The organism is Streptomyces sp. NBC_01476, from assembly GCF_036227265.1.
In the GTDB taxonomy this organism is placed as follows: Bacteria; Actinomycetota; Actinomycetes; order Streptomycetales; family Streptomycetaceae; genus Actinacidiphila.
In genome coordinates, this window is the sequence record NZ_CP109446.1 from 3,447,651 (window position 1) to 3,467,467 (window position 19,817).

The 19,817-nt window shown below is 73.4% G+C and carries 14 protein-coding genes; 5 read left to right on the forward strand and 9 right to left on the reverse strand.

All coding sequences use genetic code 11. The features are described 5' to 3' along the window. Nucleotides 1-43: 43 nt before the first annotated feature. From OG552_RS15205 to OG552_RS15235, 7 genes are all read right to left on the reverse strand, one after another. A complete protein-coding gene (locus tag OG552_RS15205) occupies nt 44-1,726 on the reverse strand; it encodes a hypothetical protein (protein ID WP_329133185.1) in 1,683 nt (560 codons plus the stop codon). Next, complete coding sequence (locus OG552_RS15210) at nt 1,723-3,054, reverse strand: protein phosphatase 2C domain-containing protein (RefSeq protein WP_329133186.1); 1,332 nt, start codon at nt 3,052-3,054, stop codon at nt 1,723-1,725. The genes OG552_RS15205 and OG552_RS15210 overlap by 4 nt, the downstream gene beginning before the upstream one ends. 1 nt (nt 3,055) lies before the next feature. Continuing rightward, nucleotides 3,056-3,733 carry a vWA domain-containing protein gene (locus OG552_RS15215; protein ID WP_329133188.1) on the reverse strand — a complete coding sequence of 226 codons (678 nt, stop codon included), beginning with the start codon at nt 3,731-3,733 and terminating at the stop codon, nt 3,056-3,058. A gap of 79 nt (nt 3,734-3,812) precedes the next feature. After that, nucleotides 3,813-5,495 carry a vWA domain-containing protein gene (locus OG552_RS15220; protein ID WP_329133190.1) on the reverse strand — a complete coding sequence of 561 codons (1,683 nt, stop codon included), beginning with the start codon at nt 5,493-5,495 and terminating at the stop codon, nt 3,813-3,815. A gap of 2 nt (nt 5,496-5,497) precedes the next feature. Next, on the reverse strand, nt 5,498-7,642 hold the full coding sequence (locus OG552_RS15225; RefSeq protein ID WP_329133192.1) for a hypothetical protein: 2,145 nt from the start codon (nt 7,640-7,642) through the stop codon (nt 5,498-5,500). A gap of 83 nt (nt 7,643-7,725) precedes the next feature. Then, nucleotides 7,726-8,478 carry a hypothetical protein gene (locus OG552_RS15230; RefSeq protein WP_329133193.1) on the reverse strand — a complete coding sequence of 251 codons (753 nt, stop codon included), beginning with the start codon at nt 8,476-8,478 and terminating at the stop codon, nt 7,726-7,728. Nucleotides 8,479-8,770: 292 nt separating this feature from the next. After that, a complete protein-coding gene (locus OG552_RS15235) occupies nt 8,771-10,573 on the reverse strand; it encodes a cholesterol oxidase substrate-binding domain-containing protein (RefSeq protein ID WP_443071165.1) in 1,803 nt (600 codons plus the stop codon). A 605-nt stretch (nt 10,574-11,178) separates the two neighbouring features. Here OG552_RS15235 and OG552_RS15240 point away from each other — a divergent pair. From OG552_RS15240 to OG552_RS15255, 4 genes are all read left to right on the forward strand, one after another. After that, nucleotides 11,179-12,609: a hypothetical protein gene (locus OG552_RS15240; RefSeq protein ID WP_329133199.1), complete on the forward strand. Its 1,431-nt coding sequence runs from the start codon at nt 11,179-11,181 to the stop codon at nt 12,607-12,609. 270 nt (nt 12,610-12,879) lie between these two features. Further along, complete coding sequence (locus tag OG552_RS15245; RefSeq protein WP_329133201.1) at nt 12,880-14,151, forward strand: AAA family ATPase; 1,272 nt, start codon at nt 12,880-12,882, stop codon at nt 14,149-14,151. Further along, nucleotides 14,148-15,482 (forward strand): vWA domain-containing protein, encoded by a 1,335-nt coding sequence (locus OG552_RS15250; protein WP_329133202.1) that lies wholly within the window; start codon nt 14,148-14,150, stop codon nt 15,480-15,482. The genes OG552_RS15245 and OG552_RS15250 overlap by 4 nt, the downstream gene beginning before the upstream one ends. Before the next feature lie 207 nt (nt 15,483-15,689). Further along, nucleotides 15,690-17,135: a DHA2 family efflux MFS transporter permease subunit gene (locus OG552_RS15255; protein WP_329133204.1), complete on the forward strand. Its 1,446-nt coding sequence runs from the start codon at nt 15,690-15,692 to the stop codon at nt 17,133-17,135. Nucleotides 17,136-17,390: 255 nt separating this feature from the next. Here the strand turns inward: OG552_RS15255 and OG552_RS15260 are convergent, their stop codons facing one another. After that, on the reverse strand, nt 17,391-18,272 hold the full coding sequence (locus OG552_RS15260) for an SDR family oxidoreductase (RefSeq protein WP_329133206.1): 882 nt from the start codon (nt 18,270-18,272) through the stop codon (nt 17,391-17,393). 91 nt (nt 18,273-18,363) lie between these two features. On the opposite strand from OG552_RS15260, the gene OG552_RS15265 reads away from it, so the two are divergent. Further along, complete coding sequence (locus tag OG552_RS15265) at nt 18,364-18,942, forward strand: TetR/AcrR family transcriptional regulator (RefSeq protein WP_329133208.1); 579 nt, start codon at nt 18,364-18,366, stop codon at nt 18,940-18,942. Nucleotides 18,943-19,375: 433 nt separating this feature from the next. Here OG552_RS15265 and OG552_RS15270 read toward each other — a convergent pair whose 3' ends face one another. Beyond that, nucleotides 19,376-19,753 (reverse strand): MerR family transcriptional regulator, encoded by a 378-nt coding sequence (locus tag OG552_RS15270; protein WP_329133210.1) that lies wholly within the window; start codon nt 19,751-19,753, stop codon nt 19,376-19,378. Between the last annotated feature and the right edge of the window lie 64 nt (nt 19,754-19,817).

Here is a 19,817-nt window from a genome sequence, read left to right on the forward strand (position 1 = left end):
GCGCGGGAAGACCCAGGCGGCGCGAACGGGCGGCCCCGGTGCCTCAGACGTCGTCCCAGGAGTAGTGAGTCAGCCCGTACTGGCCGGCGATGGCGTCCCACTCCTCGACGAACGTCTTCTTCGCCGCTGTGGCCCGGCCGCTCGCCTCGGCCGCGTCCCGGAACTCCGGCGCGTCCCCCGTACTGTCGGGTGAGCAGTCCCCCGCACTCAGGCTCTCGGCCCACTGCTCGTAGGCGTCGTCGGCCTCCGCCGACGCGGACCAGGCCGCCCGCAGATCGGCGACAGCCTGGTCCCCGCCGGTGACCGCGCTCAGGTCCAGCGCGTCCAGCCGGTCCACCAGGTCGCGGCGGGCGGTCGCGGCCCGGGAGAAGACACCGGCGTCGTCGATCAGGGCGTCGCAGTGCTGGACGGATACGACCGCGTCGCCCACTCCGCTGCGGGTGCCCGCGTTCTCCTGCAGCAGCGCGTCGACCGCGGCGGCCTGGTCCTGCCCCGCCTCGTCGGTGCCCTCCGCAGGTGTCTCCCCCTCATCGTTGGATCCGTCCGATCCGTCGGTCCCGCCGGAGACCGCTTCGCTGCGCGAGGCCGGCGCGTCGGAGCCCGAGCCGGAGCCGAGGTGCACCCCGAAGCCGACGAAGAACAGTACGAGCAGTACCAGGACGGCGATTCCGGCCCCCTTGGCGCGCGACGTCGACGCCGCCGCCTGGGGCACCGGCCGCTGCCCCGGCCAGGAGGGTGCCGCGGCCGGCGGCATCTGCCGCACTCCCGGCAGCGGAGAGGTCTGCGTCGGGTACTGCGCCTGTGCGGCCGGCGGCGGCTGCGCGACGGCTGTGGGAGCGGGTCCGGGTGCGGTGCGGGCCGGCCGGTTCCGCTGCGGCTCGGCGATCGCCCGCTCCAGCGCCCCGCCCCAGTCCCGCATGGTGGGCCGTTTCGCCGGGTCCGCCGACAGACCCCAGCTGGCGAGTGCCGCCAGTTCATTGGAGATCAGGGCGAGTTGTCCGGTGTCGGTGCCCTCCTGCTCACCGAGGAACAGCCGGATCGCCAGCAGCGTGAACTTGTACCGATCGCTCTCCGCGGTCGCCTGCCGCTCCCCGTCGGGCACCTTCCAGCCCGCGGTCTCCGCCTGGTCCAGCACACTGCGCCCGCGCAGCCGCATCGCGTCGCAGTCGATGAAGAAGCAGGCCGGCCGAGGCGCGAGGGTGAACAGCAGATTGTTGGCGGACAGATCACCGACCGCCACGTCCAGTGCGTGCAGCCGGTCGAGCAGGTCCGCCAGGTCCTTGAGCAGCAGCAGACGCTGCCGGTCGCTGATCGTGATGCCGATCCGCTGGATGTACTGCTGCTCGTTGAGCAGGAACTGGAAACCGGCGATGCGCCGTTCGCCCGGCGCGATGGCCAGTTCCATCATGAACTCGTCCGGTACCTGGCGCATCAGGAATCCGCGCGGCTGTCCCGACTCGTCGACGATCGCCGCCGGCCACGCGCTGCGCTCGGCCAGCCATCGCCCCACGGGCGGGTCGAGCGACGGGATGAAGGCGACCATCGCCTCCAGCGCCGCGAAGTCCGCTTCCCGCAGTGAGGCGGGCGAGTACTCCTTGTAGGCGATCGGCCATTCCTTGTTGATCCTGCGCTCCTTGATCGCCCACACCTCGCCCTGACCGCCCTTGCCGAGGTGCCGCTCCTTGACGAAGGAGTGCAGGTCGACATGGGGTGTACGCCCGCTCACCGCCGTGGCTCCCGCAGCAGGTGCCGCGGCCACACCGCGAGCAGGGTGCGGTCGTCGTCGAAGGTCTCCCGGGAGAAGTCCAGCAGGTGAGCGAGGCCGCGGGCGGGCACGGGCGTACGCAGGTGCCGGCGGAACAGTTCTCCCACCGCGCCGGTCCCGTCACCCAGCGCGTCGCCGAATCCGTCCGTACCGACGAGGAGCACCGAGGCGGGCCCGAGCTGCGCCTGCTGCACCGGGAGCGGGGAGGGCACGCGGGGCAGCGGGGTCACCGCCGAGGAGAGCACGGCGGCTCCGCGGGAGTCCTTCGTCGTCAGCAGGCGCTGATAGTGGCCCCGGCTGCCGTCGAGCAACCAGGCTCCCGAGTCGCCCACTTGGACGAGGCTGACCTCCGGCACACCGATCTCGTCCACCCGGACGACGCCTGCCACCAGAGTTGTCGCGAACTTGCGCTCGGCCTCCTCGCTGTAGGCGCCCTCGGGTTCCCGGCCCGCCGCCGCCCGGGCGACGAGCTGCCACGCGGCCGTCCGCACCATGTGCGGCCAGTCGACGGCGGGGACCCCGGAATCGAGTTGCTGCAGCAGGTTGCTGACGGCGCCGCGGCATGCGAGCGCCGAGCCGATCGAGGACTGCTCGGCTCCGGAGACACCGTCGGCCACGGCGAACACGACACTCTGGGTGGGCCCGTGCACCGCGACCGCCACATCGTCCTCGCGCGGCCTGCCTTCGTAGCGGTGGGCGTAGCCGCGAACGGAGGCCAGCCGCACCGTCAACCGGTCGGTGGACCAGCCGTCATGGACGGTGTCCGGGCGGTACGACGGCGTACCGGGCGGTCTGGGCTCGAACTCGTACCCGGGTTCGCCCACGGTGACCACCGACCAGTCCCGGGTCGTACGCGGATACGGGTACGCGTACGGCTCCGGCCGCGACGGACCGGACGGACCCGACGGACCCGACGGACCCGACGGACCCGACGGACCCGACGGACCCGACGGGAGCGTGGCCCGCGGTGCCTCGGTGGCGGGGGTGGCCGGCGGCTTCGCCGGCCACTCGGGCGGCGGCAGCGGCGCCAAGTACGCGGTGGGCTGCGCGGGCGGCAGCGGCGCGGGGTATGCGGGAGGCGGCTCGTCCGGTGGCTGGGGCGCGGGGTACGCAGCGGGTTGCCCGGGCGGCGGCAGCGGGGCGGCGGGGTACGCAGGAGGCCGCGCGGCCGACGGCCGGTACACCGGGACACCAGGCCGTTCGAAGTCCCCGCGCCATCCGTCCGACCGCTCGTACTCGTCGACCCAGGCGTCTTCGCCCGCCGGGTCGGCGGAGTTCGGATGGTCCATGTCAGACCTCGTCGATCGCCATGTGGAAGCCTTCGGGCTTCGTGACGATCAGTTCGGCGTTGCCGTTCGCCAGGCTCCGGCCCGACTCCACCATGCTCTTGGTGAGAGCGAGGAAGAAGGACGAGATGGCCTTGCCGAGGTCGGCGCCCGGCACGGATATCAGGGCGAACTCCTTCTTGGTCGCGACCTCCAGCATCATCGCCGGGGCGGCCTGGCCGATCCCGCAGGCGACCACGTTCGGTGCCGCGGGTGTCACCGCCCGGTCGGTCAGCCGCCGGTGCGGGGTCTGCCAGTCCTCGCCGGAGTTGGGCATGCCGTCGCTGAGGAAGAACACGGCCGGGCGGTGCACCTTGTATCCCTCGGACTTCAGCCGGCCGATGTCGTTCGGCAGCCGGTCCAGCAGCGCGGTGAACACCGCCGCGTAGCTGGTGGTCCCCCGGGTGGCCAGCTCCGGGAGCTGGTTCTCCCGGCGCAGGTCGGCCAGTTCCACCCGGGTCACGACGTCGTCGGAGAAGCCCAGCACGGTGAAGCGCACCTTGGCGGCGGCCATCGGTTCGCCCAGCAGGGTGCCGTGCAGCGACTGGAGACCCTGGTTGAGTTCGCCGAGGTGTTTCGTCATCGATCCGGACTCGTCGGCGAGTACGTAGACGGGCAGCAGAGAGCCGCGGTTTTCGGACACTGCGGTGATCCTTTGTCTGTGGTGTCTGTCGTATCTGCGGAAGGTGCTCGGTCTTGCGGTCGGTCCGGGCTGCTGCGGTTCACTCCGCGGCGGTCGCGGGCAGCAGCCCCTTCGGGCACTCGACGACCAGGTCCGGGTGCCCGGCGAGGACGCTGCGGCCCAGATGCAGCAGCGTGTTCTGGATGAGGACCGAGACCAGGGCCACCTGGTCCGCGGCGGGCACCGCCGGGTCGGTGACGAAGGCGAGCTCCGGGCTTGAGGCGGTCCGCAGCACGCCGCGGGCCTCGGCCGTACCCAGGCCGCAGGCCACCACGTTGGGCGCGTACCGGTGCGCCACGAGAGCCTGCCGGGCCTCTGGCCACCGCGTGCTGTCCTGCGGCGGGGCGGTGGTCACCAGGAACACCACCGGCCGGTTCACCCGGCCGCCGCCCTGCTTGAGCCGGTCGACGTCGCCCGGCAGTACGTCGAGGAGCCCGTCGAAGGCAGCGGCGAGGTGGAGTCCGCCGCCGGCCGACAGGTGCGGCACATCGGTGCCCCAGCCGATCTGGGTCAACGGCAGCCGCATGTCCGGGTGTTCGGCAAATCCGAGCACGGACAGCCGCAGCGCCGCGGACACGTCGGGGCTCTGGGTCAGCGCGGTGTGCAGGGAGCGCAGCGCGTCGTTGAGCCCTGCGGTGAACGGGGCGGCCGACTGCGAGGAGTCCAGCACCACGTAGACCGGTGTCGTCGCCCCGGCGGCCGGCGGCGCGCTCTGCGCCGGGCCCGCAGCCACGCCGCCCCACATCACCGGCGCGGTCGGCCCCGGTCCCGTCGGCGCACCCTGGGGGAGACCGGCCGGCGGCCCGTAAGCCGGGACCGCGCCCAGCGCCTGGCCGCCGAACCCCGACATCAGGTCCGGGGCGCGGAAGAAGTCCTTCTCGACCAGGAACTTGAACATCTGGTCGTTGCGCTCGGTCCCCAGCTCCCAGCGTGCGGCCTGGGTGGACTCCCACTCCAGCCGCAGCTGCAGCGCCCGCTCGGTGTCCTCGGGATGCTTGACCAGGTGCTGCCGGATCAGCCCTTCGATGTCCCAGCTCATCCCAGCCAGTGCCGCTCCACGCCGCTTCTCGCGTTCCAGTTCGCCGGTGAGCCTGAGGTCTTCGACGGCCTCGTCCGACGAGACTTCCGCCACTCGCTTCTCATGGGCCCGCTGCCCCAGGGCCCGGTCCCGGCGTGCCCGGGCCAGCGCCTTGATGTACTGCCTGGCGTCCTCGTCCGGCTCGATGTGCACCCGGCACAGGTAGATGGTCAGGCCTTCGGGGAGCTGCACCGGCTGCTGGAACGCCTTGTTGACCTCCTCCTCCGCCCGGTCCGCCTCGTCGATCGCGAAGCGGCGCGCGGTGGTGCGGATCAGGTGGATGACGTGCCCGTAGATGATGGGGAGCGCGTCGGGGATGCTGCGGCGCACCACCTGTTCCGGGTCGTGGACGCGGAAGCCGATGTCCACGGTGGCCTCGAAGCGGTGCGCCTGGTCGCTGCACGGCAGCGGGGTGCTGCGCACCGCCGCCTGGCGCCGGTGGTCGCCCACGTCGACCGCGAGCCGCGTACCGGCCTTGCCGAGCACTTTCGCCCAGAACGACGGAGTGGCGCCGGTGCCGACGGTGAGCCTGCCGTCGGCGGCTATGTGGACGATCGCCACGTTGCGGTGCCGGTCCCACCATTCCTTGTGCTGGTCGTTCGGCACCGAGTCCACGCTGGTGATCAGTGGCAGCGTCGGCGTCATGGTCATTCCTTCTCTCGGTCGAGCAGTCTGTTCACGGCCCACGCGGTGAGCGGCAGCGGGGCGAGTTCGTCCCGGTCGGTCCACTCCGCGGCGTACCGGCGGATGATGTGGCCGGAGCGGGCGTCGCCGTACGCGATGGCGGCCACCATGTTCCGGAAGGTCTCCCGCAGCCGGCTGTCCGCCTCGGCGAGGGCCGCCCAGGTCCGCAGAACCTGCTGTGCCTGCCGGTGGAAGAAGGGCTCCCCGAGTGCCTCGCGCCACAGCACCACCAGCGGTTCGCGCACCTCGGCCCGGACCTCGCTCAGGAAGAGCAGCGCCGGCCACCCGTCGCGGCCGTCGAACTCCCCCTGCGTGCCGTCGACGACCAGTGCGGTCGCCACGATCAGGAAGGCCAGCAGGCAGGTCCGCCGGGTCTGCGCCGACAGCAGCCCCGACCGCAGCGCCCCGAGCACCAGCGGGGCCAGCGCGTAGTCGTCGGCGAGCAGATCGGTGTAGCCGTTGCCGACGGCCACCGCGACCTTGGCGTTGTCCACCGCCGACAGCCGTGCCAGCCGTGCGATGCTCTGCCGCGGGTCGGCGGACGGCGACGTGAGCCCGTACACCCGGGCGGCGGTGGCCTGGCCGAGCGGCCGGCTCCGGTCGGCGAACCATTCGGCGGCCAGCGCCTCGATCTGCGGGCGCAGTCCGGGGTCGCGGCTGCCGGTCGCCAGGGCGTATCCGACCGCCTCGCGGAAGCGGTGGTCCCGGTGGAAGGCCCAGCCCGCCAGCGTCCGGCGGCTCAGGTACGGGAACGCGGCCGGCAGCAGCCCGCCGAGGGCCACCGCCGCGTAGACCCGCACCTCGTCCGAGTCCGTGACCAGTTCGCCCAGCCAGCCGAGCAGCAGATCCTGGATCGGGTACTCGGACCACGCATGCGCGATCACCTGCCGCGGGTAGTCCGGGTCCTGGTACTCCAGGCAGCCGCTCGCGCCGGGCGCGTCCACCCGACGGGCCCGCAGCCGTGCCAGCAGCTTCCGCAGCGGCATCGCCAGCGGGTCACGGGCGGGCAGTGGTGCGTAACGGGCGGTGGATTCCCGCGGTCCGGCCGGGGCACGGGCCTCGTCGAGCCTGCGCGCGAGGCGCCGCGCGGCCTCGGCGATGTCCTCCTGGGGCAGGCCGTTGAGCACCGCGAGTGCCAGCGAGAAGCAGCGGACGAAGGGCTCGGTCAGGCTGTCGGCCCAGATCTCGAAGGTCTCCACGCCCTTGCGCGCCATCCGGGCACGGACCCGCTCCAGGTCGGGTTCGCCGGACCGGAACTCCTCGTGCAGCGCGGTGGCGAGGTCCGCGGCGCTCCTGCAGGCCGCGTGGGCACCCAACTGCTCGGTGAGCAGCGCCTCCACGTCGCTGTCGGCGAGCAGCCGCTCCGCCTCCGGCACCCCGAACCGCCAGCGCAGATAGCGCCGTACGATGCCGCGGAGCACCGGCGGACCGGTCAGGTCCACCACTCCGGAGAGCAGATCGCTGTCGGCGACGTCGGTGTCGGCGACCGTGACCACCATGACGGCGCCGGCGGCCAGCAGGGCGGTCTGCAGGCGGTCGTAGATCTCACCCCGCAGGTTCGCCGCGTCGGCCGGCCGGTCCAGCAGGAAGCCGGCGCCGGATTCGATCCCCATGCCGGAACCGTCGCCGGCCGGGGAGTCCAGCCGGTCGGCGAGAGACGCGAAGTCCACCCCGCTGTCGAGGTGGTAGACCGGCCCCCGGCACGGCAGGAGCAGCCGCACGGCGGTAGCCGTCTTGCCGAGGCCGTCAGCTCCGCGCAGGACCGCGATGCCCTGCTTGGCCAGCTCCGCCCGGGCCTCGTCGTACCCCGGTGCCTCCTCGTACGCGTTCTGGACGCGCTCGCGGAGTACCGGGGAAAGCGGCCGTAGCCGTTCCCGTGCGCCGCCGAGCAGGAAGACGTACTTGTCGCGGCCCACCACGTCGCCGTCCACATTGGCGTACGCGTTGCGCAGGTGGCCGTGGCGCTGGGAGCCCGCGCCGAGGCGGCCGGTGGAGGCGTCGTCTTCCGCGCCGGTCCCGTCGTCGCCGTGCGCGGCGGGGTCGGGACCGGACGCGCTCTCCTGGCTGTCACCGGCAGGCGCGGCATCGGCACCGGCGGACGGGTCCACGGCCGGTGCCGGTCCGGGAGCGCCCCCCACCGCTCCCGGACCGGCGGCATTTCCCCCCGGGCCCCCCGTCGGTATGGTCTGCGTCACCAGCGGGCCGGTCCCTGCTGGTGGACGACCTTGTCCCGGCCGACGACATCACCGTGGACAACGCCGACCTGTATGCCGCTCGCGCCCTTCCCGCCGTCCGCTTCGGCGGTGGCCGGGATCGCGGAGGGCGGCGGGGCGGGCGCCGACTGCGGCGGGAGCCCTGGCGGCGCGCTGAACCCCGGTACGGTGACCCAGCTGCGCACCACCTCGCCGTGTTTGGTGGTGAACCGCAGCGGCAGGTACGCGGCCGGGTCGATCCCGCGGTGGGCGTGCCGGATGACGCCGTCGTACACCTGGTCCGAGACGATGAACGCCAAGTGGGCGGAGTCGGCGGCACGCAGTGTGTCCCGCAGCGGCTGCGCGTCCACCAGGCGGGACGCGGTGTTCACCGCGTCGCCGGACCAGCCGCGAAGGTCCCGCACCGCGAGCCCCTGGTGCAGCGCCAGCCTCATCCGCAGGGAATGCGCCGCGTTGAAGACCTGGGCCTTCTCGCGCAGGCCGTCGTCGAGCGCGCGGACCAGCGGTCCCGCCAGCCGTACCGGCGAGATCGTGGGCGGCACGAGCATCAGGATGCCGTCGCCGCGGTCCTCGGTGACGACCTCCGCGCGGTCGATGCCCGCCTGCGCGAAGGCGCCGTCCACGACCTCGTACATGGCATCGCGCAGGGACCGCTGGATGGGGTCGGTCCTGGTGCTGAAACTCTCCATGTCCAGCACCAGGACCCAGTAGTGCAGCGCTTCGGATGTCATCGAACCCCTCCCACGATCACCGGTCGATCTCCGGTCCTCATGTCCTACGGCACGGCCCGGAGCCCGTCTACGCCATATGGCGCACAACGGCGCAGACCGGGCGTTCGGCGTGTGCCACGGGCATCAACGGCGGGCCGGCGACCGACGGCGAGGCGGTGTCCGACGCGCACCGGACCGGCGGCGCCCCGGCGGTGCCCCGGCGGTGCCGACGGGTCGGGGTGGCCCAGGACCGGGGCCGGGCGCCCGCCGACGCTGGAGCCGGGGCCCGGAGGGCAACCCCGCGGTGGGGGCGTCAGCGCAGCAGGCCGTCCAGGAAGGCGTTGCTGAACACCCGGTGCGGGTCCAGCCGGTCCAGCGTGGCGACCGCCTCGTCCCAGCCGGGACCGCCGCCGGCCCGCTGGGTGCCGGGGATGACCGTGCCGAGCACGTCCGGGTCCGCCCACGCCGCCGTCGCGGTGTACGCCCAGCCCTTGGACCACTCGACCCGGACCGCCGCGCGCGGCCCGTCCACGTCCGTCAGCAGGAACCGCTCGATGTCCCGGTAGAAGCGGTGCAGCGCGGGAGTCGTCGGCAGGGACAGGATGTCGATCCACACCGCGGTGTCGAAGTCGGGCCGGTCGGGCCGCGGACGCAGCGCGGACAGCAGCGGAGCCCGCGCCCCTGGCACCCCGCTGACCGCCGGGTCCTCCAGACCGGTCACCCGGATCTCGACCTGACCGTTGACCGGAAACTCACCGCGGGCCGCGTACGTGGCCAGCAGATCGGCGTAGAAGGCCGCGAACCGGCTGACCACCCACTGGAGATCGGCCCGGCCGGTGAGCACCGCGTATCCGTTGGCGGTCTCGCGCAGTGTCGTCGGCCGGATGTACTCCAGCAGGTTCCGCGACGCGCCCCACAGGTCCGACCGCAGACCGCCGGCGAGCAGATGGGTGAGGACGTCGCCGGTCAGAATGTCGCGGACGAGGGTGCCGGAGAGCAGCACGTCGGTGATGTCGCCGGTCAGTGCGACCTTGGCCAGCAGGTACTGGACCTGTCCGAACAGCGGGGCGCTCGCCCACGACCCGGCGACCAGATCACCTGCCAGCCGGGCCACCGGCTCGGGGATGCTGTCCGAGAAGGGGTAGTTGTACGGTTCCGTGACCTCGCGGGAGGCGAACGGCCGGTGCGGTGTGACGCTCCAGGTCTTCAGCCACGGCTTGTCGGTGAAGGCGAACCAGATCGCCTCCGCCCGGCCGGTGGCGTCCACGAAGCCGGCCAGCGTACGCGCCGAGCCGGAAGCGCCGGGAGCCGCGAACAGTTCGGTCGCGGGGACGTCCAGCCGGGAGACGCAGCGCAGGTTGCTGTCGGGACCGACCCGCAGCACCGCCTCGGTGACGAACGCGCGGCCGAGGTGGGTCAGCAGGGCGCCGCAGTCCGGGTCGGCGCGGCCGAAGGTCCGCAGCACGTAACCGTTCGCGCCCGTGTCCCAGACGACGGCGGTGAGTTCGGTGACGAGGTCGCTGAGCGATCCGTACCCGTGACCGGCCACCCGGGTCTCGCCGATCGCCCTGACCGCGGTGCCGTGCGCGCCGATCGCCAGGGCGCCGCCCACCGACAGGTCGCCGGGCGCGGGGGCGGAGGTCACGCCGTAGCCGCTGCCGCCCGCGAAGGCGAGCAGATCTTCCAGTGAGGCGCCGGCCTGCGCCCGGACCTGGGCCGTGCCGTCAGCGTCCTGCGACGCGAAGGACAGCGCGGTGAGGTGGGCGGTGGTGTCCAGCAGGATCACCTGGGCGGCGGCCGGCGTCGCGTCGGCCACGGTGAGCGGAGACCAGCCGTGCCGGTGGCCCTGCGCCCGGACCGTCCAGCCGGCGGCGTACGCCCAGTTGACGACGGTGAGTACTTCCTGCGCGGTGCGCGGCGCGCAGGTCCACAGCGCGTCGGTACGGATCTCACCGGCCCAGTTCTCGTAGATCCCCTGGTACAGGTCGAGGCCGCCGGGGAAACCGGGCGGAGCGGGCGAGGTGGCGTAGGCGCTGTCCGGCCGGGCGAGGCCCCGCAGCAGCCAGGCGGTTCCGCCGAGCGCGGCCGAGGAGGCCAGCATCCGGCGCCGCGACATGCCGTTTTCCCGGTCCGCGCCCGGGGGCGTGTCCGCGGCCGCCGGACGGTTCTGGCTTGAAGGACGGTCCGCCATCACGTGCCTCCTCTGTCCGGCCGGCGGTCCCGGCCCGGTGGAGGACGCACGCTACCCAGCGCGCGCGGGGTATCGCGGCGGATCGGGCGAAATCACCACGCGGGGAGGGGGATTGTGCTTCACGGCACGGGAAGAGCGGCCTCGGGCGCACTCCCCCGAGCCGGGCCGCGGGCTCGTCCGGGGCCGGCGCCGGGCCGCGCGGCCGGTGCCGTACGGCCGGTGCCGCGCGGACGGTGCCGTACGGCCGGAGCAGGTCACGTTCGTCGTGCCGACCGGGCCGGTGCCGCGCGCCCGTTGCCGTGCGGCAGCCAGGTGCCGTACGGACCGCCCGGCTGCCCGCGCCCCAGGCGTCCCCGCCCCGGGCGTCCCCGCGCGCGCCCCGCCGCCGCCACCTCCGCCGTCGCCCCCGCCGAGCCCGGCGAGGCCCGTTTCCGCGGCTGACAGATCGGCGCGAGCAGCGCTATGCTCCCGCCGATGACAACTCCTCCTCTGCACAGATCGGGGGTCCCGTCCGCGCAAGGTGAGTGCTGATGCGCTCTCAGAACGCGAGTGGGGGTTCCCGCCTTTCCCTGTGGCTGCGCGTGCGCCGGTTCGCCGTGCCGCCCTCCATGATCGAGACCGCGACCGCCCGCCGCCACGCCGGCGACTGGGCGGGGGCATGTGCCGCCGCGGGCATCGACGTCGACCTGAACCTGCGTTCCCTGGCACGTACCCACGGCCCGGAACTCGCCGCGCGGATCCGCGCCGATCTCCGCCATCTCGCTCCTGACCTGATGCGCTGGCACATGCCGAGGATCGCGCCCGACGGATTGCTGCGTCCGGACCTGACCGTCGCGCTGGCCCGGTACGCGACCGCGGACGGCGGGCACCCGGTACACCTCGTCGCCCGTACTCCGCCCGCGTGGGCGGACGCCGGTCAGCGGATCAGCCTCGCGCTGTGGGACGGATCCCGTGCCGCGCCCGGCGACCGCCGTCACCCCCATCCCCATCCCGGCCGGCGGTTCCGGCTCGACCTGCACCGCCACCTGTGGGACGCCCGCAGGACGGACGAGCTGCGGATACGGTCGGGGGCCGGTCAGCCGCGCGCCGACGCCCGTTCCGCTGCCGTCGCGGATCCGCTGGGGCTGGTGCCGCAGGGTCGCGGCTGCGCGGTGGACCGGTGGGCGGCCGAGGCGGGGATCGTGCTCCGGGCCGGGGGACGTTCCACCGGCACCGTCACCGTACGGCTCGCGACCCGGCTCCAACTGGCGTTGGACGTCGCCCTGGACACGGACCCGGCCGGGCCGCCCGCGATACGGGCCGCGGTACGGGCCGCCCCGGGCGGTGGCCCGTACCCGGTGCTGCCCGACGCGGCGACCTGGGTGCCGCCCGACCTGGAGCTGCTCCGCGCCGGGTTGATCGCACCCGGTGAGCTGCACCCGCTGGTCGCGTCGGCGCTGGCACCGGGACAGGCGCCACCCAATTCGTACCGCGGCCCGGACCGGTCCGGAGCCCCGCGCCTCGTGGAGTGCCGGGGAGCCACGCACCGGATCGGCCTGGTCAACGGGGTACTCAGCCCGCTGGACCACGACCCGGCCGAGCTCCGCCGGGAAGAACTGCTGGCCGCGCTGACCGGCACTCCGCTGCCCTGCCTGCGGGTGATCGACGAGGCCCACCGTCATCCCGAGTGCCTCCCCGACGTCCGTGCCCGCCTGGACCACGGCGACACGGCAGGCGCGCTGGCTGTCGTCGAGGGGCTGCTCGGCCCCGGTGCCCTGCTGCGCAGCGGGGATCTGCGGGACGAGCTGGAGGAGGCCGCGCGGCGGCGGATCACCCACGGGCTGTTCAGGGCGGACCTGATCGGGCCCCGGGGACCCGTCCCCGCACCGGGTCGCGCCTCGGATCGTCGCCGTGTCCGTACCCGTGTCCGTGCCCGTACCGCTGACGGCTCCCCGCACCCGCGCCACGCGACCTTCCGCTGACCTGGGACGTTCCCGTAACCCGCCAAGGGCCGCCCGCGCCCATGCGATCGACCCGGTTGACCGGGTCCCTGTCTCCAACTCCCCCTCGGTCCAGCCCACTTGGGCCACGTCCTCACCCCGGCTGACCGCAGACCTCCGTACCCCGCGCCCCGCGCCCCGCGCCCCGCGCCCGCAAAGGCCCGCACACTCCGCCCACTTGCTCGACCCACGTGCGCAACCCACCTGCTCCGCCCGCCCGCTCGCCCACCACGAACCCAAAGGTGATCGAACTTGCCCACAGACACCCCGTCCGCCACGCCCACCACCCTCGCCGACCCGCCCCGCCCCTCCTCCCGACTCGACGTCGCAGGTGAGTTGCTCACCCTGCTCCGCGAGACCACCACCGAACCGCGCCCCGACGTACAGCTGGAGGCCCTGACACTGGCCGTTGCCGCCGACCTGCCCGTACTCCTGTGGGGTGAGCCCGGCATCGGCAAGACGGCAGCCCTGACGCAACTCGCCGCGGCCCTCGACCTCCCGCTGACCACGGTGATCGCCAGCGTGCACGAGCCGTCCGACTTCTCCGGGCTGCCCGTCGTCGGCGACGACCCCGCGGCGCACGGTGTGCCGATGGCCCCGCCGGACTGGGCGGTCCGGCTGGCCAGGACCGGCCGCGGGCTGCTCTTCCTGGACGAGTTGTCCACCGCCCCGCCGGCCGTGCAGGCCGCCCTGCTGCGCCTCGTACTCGAACGGCGCATCGGCGCACTGCAGTTGCCGCCCGGCGTCCGGATCGTGGCCGCCGCGAACCCCCGTTCCTCGGCGGCCGACGGCTGGGAGCTGAGCCCGCCGCTGGCCAACCGCTTCGTCCACCTGCAGTGGACGCATGACCACGACGTCGTCGTACGAGGTCTGGGCGGGATCTGGCCGCGGGCGGCCCTGCCGCAACTCGACGCGCGGCGGCTGCCGGACGCCGTCGCCTTCGCCCGCCGCGCGGTGTGCGCGTTCCTGTCCGCCCGCCCCGGGCTCGTACACCGGCTGCCGAGTAGCGAAACCCGCCGCGGCGGTCCCTGGCCGTCGCCGAGGAGCTGGGAGATGACGTTGCGGCTGATCGCCTTCGCAACGGCCGCGGGCTCCTCACAGGAGGTCCTTTCGCTACTGGTCAGGGGCACGGTGGGGGACGGTCCCGGGCTGGAACTCCTGGCGAGCCTTGACCGGTTGGACCTCCCGGACCCCGAGACGCTGCTCGCCGACCCGGCCGGGGCGGAGCTGCCCGAGCGGGGGGACCTGCGCCAGGCGGTGCTCGACGGTGTGGTGGACGCGGTCCGCAAGCGCCTGGAGAAGTCCCGCTGGGACGCGGCGTGGGAGCTCCTGGTACGGGCGATGGAGACCGGTGCCCCGGACCTGGTGGTCGTCCCCGCGACCACACTCGCCGCACTGCGCCGCGCGGACTGGGACGTTCCGGAGTCGATCGAGCGGCTTGCCGGAGCGGTGTCCCTGTCGCGGCGGGCGGACCGGGCGGCGGCGCGGGTGGCGGTCGCCGCCTCGGCGAAGGCGGACCGATGACGACGGGCAGCCCGGAGGTGCCGGGCAGGCCGGACAGGCCGGACGTACCGCGAAGGCCGGAGGTGCCAGGCAGGCCGGAGGTGCCGGTAAGGCCGGACGTCCCGCGAAGGCTCGACCTCGACAAGCTCTTCGCCGCGCGGCTGCACGCCGCCCGGGTCCGTCCCTACCTGGCGACCGCGCTCTTCGCCCTGCACACCGTGGAGTCACGGACGGTGCCGACGATGGCCGTCGACCGTTACTGGCGGTGCTACGTCTCCCCGGTGTTCGTGGACCGGACCCCGGTGGAGGAACTCGCCGGTGTCTGGGTGCACGAGGTCTCCCACCTGCTGCGCGACCACCACGGGCGCAGCGACCGGTTCGCTCGGGAGCACGGGCTGACCGGTGCCGCCGAACGGCTGCGGATGAACATCGCCGCGGACTGCGAGATCAACGACGACACCTTCGGTGACGGTCTGGCCCGCCCCGAAGGAGCCGTCGAGCCGGGGCTGTTGAGGCTGCCGGAGGGGAAGCTGATGGAGGAGTACCTGCTCAGGTTCCGGCTCGGGCCGCACACCGCACATCTGGCCTGGCTGGACTGCGGCAGCGGCGCCGACGGGCTGGAGCGGGGGTGGGACCTGGGCCCTGAGGGCGCGCACGGCCTCACCCCGCAGGAACGGGACGCGGTCCGGTTCCGGGTGGCGGAGGGCATCAGGGGCCGGCCGGGGAACAGCCCGCGGGGATGGCAGCGGTGGGCGCAGGCGGCGTTCCATCCGCCGCAGCCGTGGCGGGAGTTGCTGGGAGCGGCGGTGCGCTCGGCGGCGTCCGGTCCCGGTGTGGGCGAGGACTACACCTACGGTCGTCCGTCGCGCCGGTCGGCCGGGCTGCCGGGGGTTGTGCTGCCGAGCCTGCGGCGCCGGCCGCCGCGGGTCTGCGTGGTCATCGACACGTCCGGATCGGTCAGTGACACGGAACTGGGCAGCGCGCTGCTGGAGGTCGCCGCGATCTCCCGGGCCGTGGGGGGCCGCCGCGACCTGGTCACCGTACTGCCGTGCGACGCGGCCGCCCAGGTGGTGCACCCGCTCTGCAGCGCTGAGGGAATCCCGCTGCTGGGCGGCGGGGGCACCGACCTCCGTACGGGTTTCGCCAGGGCGCTGCGCACCCAGCCGCGCCCCGACGTCATCGTCGCCCTGACCGACGGCCAGACCCCCTGGCCCGCCACGCGACCTCCCTGCCGCACGGTGGTGGGCCTCTTCCCCCGCGAGCGCGCCTCGTGGAACGAGAACGACCCCGACTACGTCCCCGACGCCCCACCCGAATGGGCCCGAACGGTCACTATCGACCCCACCGGCTGAACTGTCACCGCCGGCGATCGGCCCCACCGGCTGAACCCTCAGCACGGCGGGCCCCCTCCTCCGAGGCGGCGCCCGCCGTGTCCTTCCTACCTCGCTCGGCGCGGGTGCCGTACGGACCGCCCGACCCCGGCCGTCGAACGGTGTTCCACATCACAGATAACATCGTTCGTATTGATCCGAACGACGATCCGTTATAGAACGGCGTTCGTGTCTACTACCCAGCTCCCACCCCTACCCCCCACCACCAGCCCCCTGCCGCTGCGTACCGCCTGGCTCGTCCTGGTCGTCGTGGTCATGGCCGACATCATGGATCTGATCGACTCCAGCGTCGCCAACCTCGCCGGCCCCTCCATCCGCGCCGACCTCGGCGGCGGCCAGGTGACGGTGCAGTGGGTGCTCAGCGCGTACACCGCGGCCTTCGCCCTCGGCCTGGTCACCTCGGGACGGCTCGGGGACCTGCTCGGGCGCCGGCGGCTGTTCCTGCTCGGCATGACCGGCTTCACCCTGGCCTCGCTGGCCTGCGGTCTCGCCCCCAACGCGCTCTTCCTGATCGTCGCCCGCACGCTGCAGGGCCTGTGCGGGTCGGTCATGATCCCGCAGGGTCTGGCCCTGATGAAGGTCGTCTTCCCGCCCCAGCACCTGCGCAAGGCACTGACCCCGGTCGGCCCGCTGATGGGGCTGACCATGGTGGGCGGGCCCATCCTGGCCGGCTGGCTGCTCCACCTGGACCTGTTCGGCAGCCAGTGGCGCTCCATCTTCCTGATCAACATCCCGTTCGGCGTCATCGCCGGCGTACTCGGCCTGCGCGTCCTGCCCCGGCGCGGCGGCGAGGACCCGGCCGCCCGCCTCGACCTCACCGGCGTCGGCCTGCTCACCGCGGCCTCGGCCCTGCTCATCGTCCCGCTCATCCAGGGACGCGACCTCGGCTGGCCCGCCTGGACCTACGCGATGATGGCCGCCGCGGTCGTGCTGCTCGCGCTGTTCGTCGTCTCCCAACGGCACAGCGAGCACCCGGTCATCACACCGTCGCTGTTCCGCAAGCGCAGCTTCGTCGTCGGGCTGATGATCGTGGCCGGGTTCTACGCCTCACTCAGCGCGTTCGTCCTGGTCATCAACCTGCTGCTGCAGCAGGGCATGCACTGGACGCCGCTGCACACGGGGCTCACACTGATCCCCTGGGCCGTCGGCACCGCGGTGGCCGTGCTGCTCGCGGGCGCCGTACTCGCCGAGAAGCTCGGACGCGCCACTCTGCACCTGGGGCTGTCCATCGCGGTCGTCGGCCTGCTGGCCCTGTGGTGGTCCACCGCGCACTGGGGGGCCGGCATCACCCTCTGGAAGCTGGCGCCCGCGCTGCTGCTCACCGGCTTCGGCTCCGGGCTGGTCTTCGTCCCGCTGGTCGATTTCATCATCGGCGACGCCACCGCCGAAGAAGTCGGTACGGGCGCGGGCCTGCTCAACGCGGTCCAGCAGTTCGCCGGCGCCATCGGCGTCGCCGCCCTCGGCACGGTGTTCTTCGCCCGGGTCGGGCACCCCTCCATCCACTCCTCCCTCGCCGCCGCGGAACTGGTCTTCGCCATCGCCGCGGGCCTGAACGTCCTGACGCTGCTGCTGGTGGGCCTGCTGCCGCGGCACGCCCAGGGGGCCCACGGCTGAGGCGGCGCGACATCGGTTGCCGTGCGCCTGACGGCGCTGCGGGCCGTACGGCCGGAGGCCAGGGAACGTACAGGACGGCCCCGTACCGCCGCGTACCTCACACAACGGCCCGCCCCGGCCCGCGCCCCCGCGACGGTGAACAGCCGCTGCCCGGCCGCCGGTTGGGCTCGACACGGACCGACTCGACTCGACTCGACTCGGCGAAGGGGGCGGGGGCCGGGACCAAGCCGGGGTCCTGGGGCCCAGGGGCCGGCATCAGGGCCGGACGTTCTCCAGGTCCTCAAGAAGGCTGGGGTGCGTCGGCTGCCACCCGAGGGCATCGCGGGTGTGAGCGCTGGACGCCGGCTGGTCCATCGCGAAGATCGGGCCGAACGGCCCGAACGTCTCCTCCGGTACCGCCTCGACCGGCAGGTTCAGGCGCCGGCCGACGACCGCCGCGATGTCACGTACCGCGTCGCCCTCGTCGGCCACAGCGTGCCAGGCGGTACCGGCCGGCGCCGATTCGAGGGCCAGCCGGAACAGGACCGCCGCGTCGAGGGCGTGCACGGCAGGCCAGCGCTGGGTGCCGTCACCCGGGTAGCCGGCCACTCCGGTACGGCGCGCCTGCTCGGTCAGCAGGCCGGCGAATCCGCCCTTGCCCTCGTTGTGGACCGTACGCGGCATCCGGACAGCCGTGGCCCGCACCCCGCGCGCGGCCAGTTCCAGCAGCGCGTTGACGGAACGGCCCCGGCCGCCGACAGGTCCGTCGGTCGGCAGCGGATCGGTCTCGGTGGAGGGACGGCCCGCCACCCAGGGCGTACCCGAGACGGTGACGATCGGCCGGTCGCTGCCGATGAGTTCGTTGCCCAGAGCGGCGACGGCGGCACTCTCCTGGGCGACGGCGCGTGCCAGCCCGTCCGGGTCGCCGTAGTCGCGGCTGAACGCCAGGCTGATCACGCCGTCGGACCGCGCGGCCCCGGCGCGCAGGACGTCGAGGTCCGCGATCTCTCCCCGCAGGGGTTCGGCCCCGGCGTCCTTGAGGGTCCGCGCGGAGGCGTCCGAGCGGGCCAGCGCGAGGACGGTGTGGCCGTTGGCCAGCAGTTCGGCGACGACCGCGGAGCCGATGGTGCCGGTACCGCCGGTGACGAAGACATGCATGAGGGCTCTCCTGACGAGTGACGGGACTACTGTCCCATCACCGTAACAGAGCGACGGGACAGGTGTCGCATCGCTCTGTTAGGCTGACGGCATGGCTCGATGGGAACCGGGGGCACGAGAGCGGCTGGTCGTCGCGGCCGTGGACCTCTTCACCGAGCAGGGGTACGACGCCACCACCGTGGCGGAGATCGCGGCGCGGGCCGGTGTCACCAGGAGCACCTTCTTCCGGCACTTCTCCGACAAACGCGAGGTCCTGGTGGCCGGGCAGGCCACCTTGAGCCGGCTCCTCGCCGAGGGCATCGCGCAGGCGCCGGCGAGCGCCGGCCCGCTCGAAGCGGTCGCCGCCGGTCTTGAGCGCGCGTCGAGCGAGATGGGACCGGTGAACCGCGACCTCGGCCCCCGCCTGAAAGCGGCCGTGGCGGCGAGCACCGAGCTTCAGGAACGGGACGCGCTGAAGAGCATCGGCCTCGCGTCGGCCATGACAGGCGCGCTCCTCGCCCGCGGCGTCCCCGATCCGACCGCGCACCTCGCAGCCGAGTTGGGCGTCCTGGCCTTCAAGCGGGGCTACGCCCGGTGGTCCGAAGCCGGCCCCGACGAACCGACAGGCCTCGCCCCGCACGCACTCGCCGCCCTGGAGGAACTCCGCACGGCCACCAGGACGCTGGACTGACCTCCCACGACCGCGGCGCACCTACACCTGCCGCCGCATCACGATCACGGGGCGGCCGCCACCCCGGCATGAGCACGCGACGGCCACCCGAACCGCGGCCCAGGCCGGTAGCCGGATGACCTTCGTGGCACGCAGCCCACCCGACGGCCCGCCCGCTCGCACCTGTCCACCGAACGCCTCCAGCCAGGTTTCAAGCGCCTCCCGACTCTCCGACTTCGTCAGCTTCGCCGAGACACCCGCGAGGCCTGCCGTCAGCCAGGCCCCCCAGACGGAGTCCGGCGCCGCCTCATCGGCCACCTCGTTGGCCGCCCTGATCCCCTGACGCACCACATCGAGAACCTCCGCCGCCCCGCGCCACCGTCATCCGGAACGCCGGACATCATCGAAGCCATCGGCCTCCAGCTGACGCCGCATGCCGTCGAGCCGACCGCGCCTACGGGTGCGTGTCCGTGATCGCGATGACCTCGTCGAGGCGGTCCAGGGCAGCCTGCAAGTCGTCGATCTTGGCCTTGATACGGTCCCGCTCGGCGCGCAGCATGGCTCGTTGCCTGGCGTCGGTGTGCCCGGAGTCCCAGCACGGAAGGAGTTCCGTGATCCTGCGGCTGGTCAGGCCGGCGGCGAACATCTGCTGGAAGAAACGGACCAGGGTGACGGCCTCCTGCCGGTAGAGGCGCTGGCCGGAGGGGCTGCGCTGCGCGATGAGCAGCCCCTGCTGCTCGTAGTAACGCACAGCGCGTACCGACACGCCGGCACCCCGCGCCACCTCGCCGATGCGGATCAGCCGCTCGGCCGCGGCCTCTGTGACGGTCATGGCGATTCCTCTCACCCGGCCCTGATGACCCATACTTGCCTCTGACGTTAGCGTCAGGTTTTAG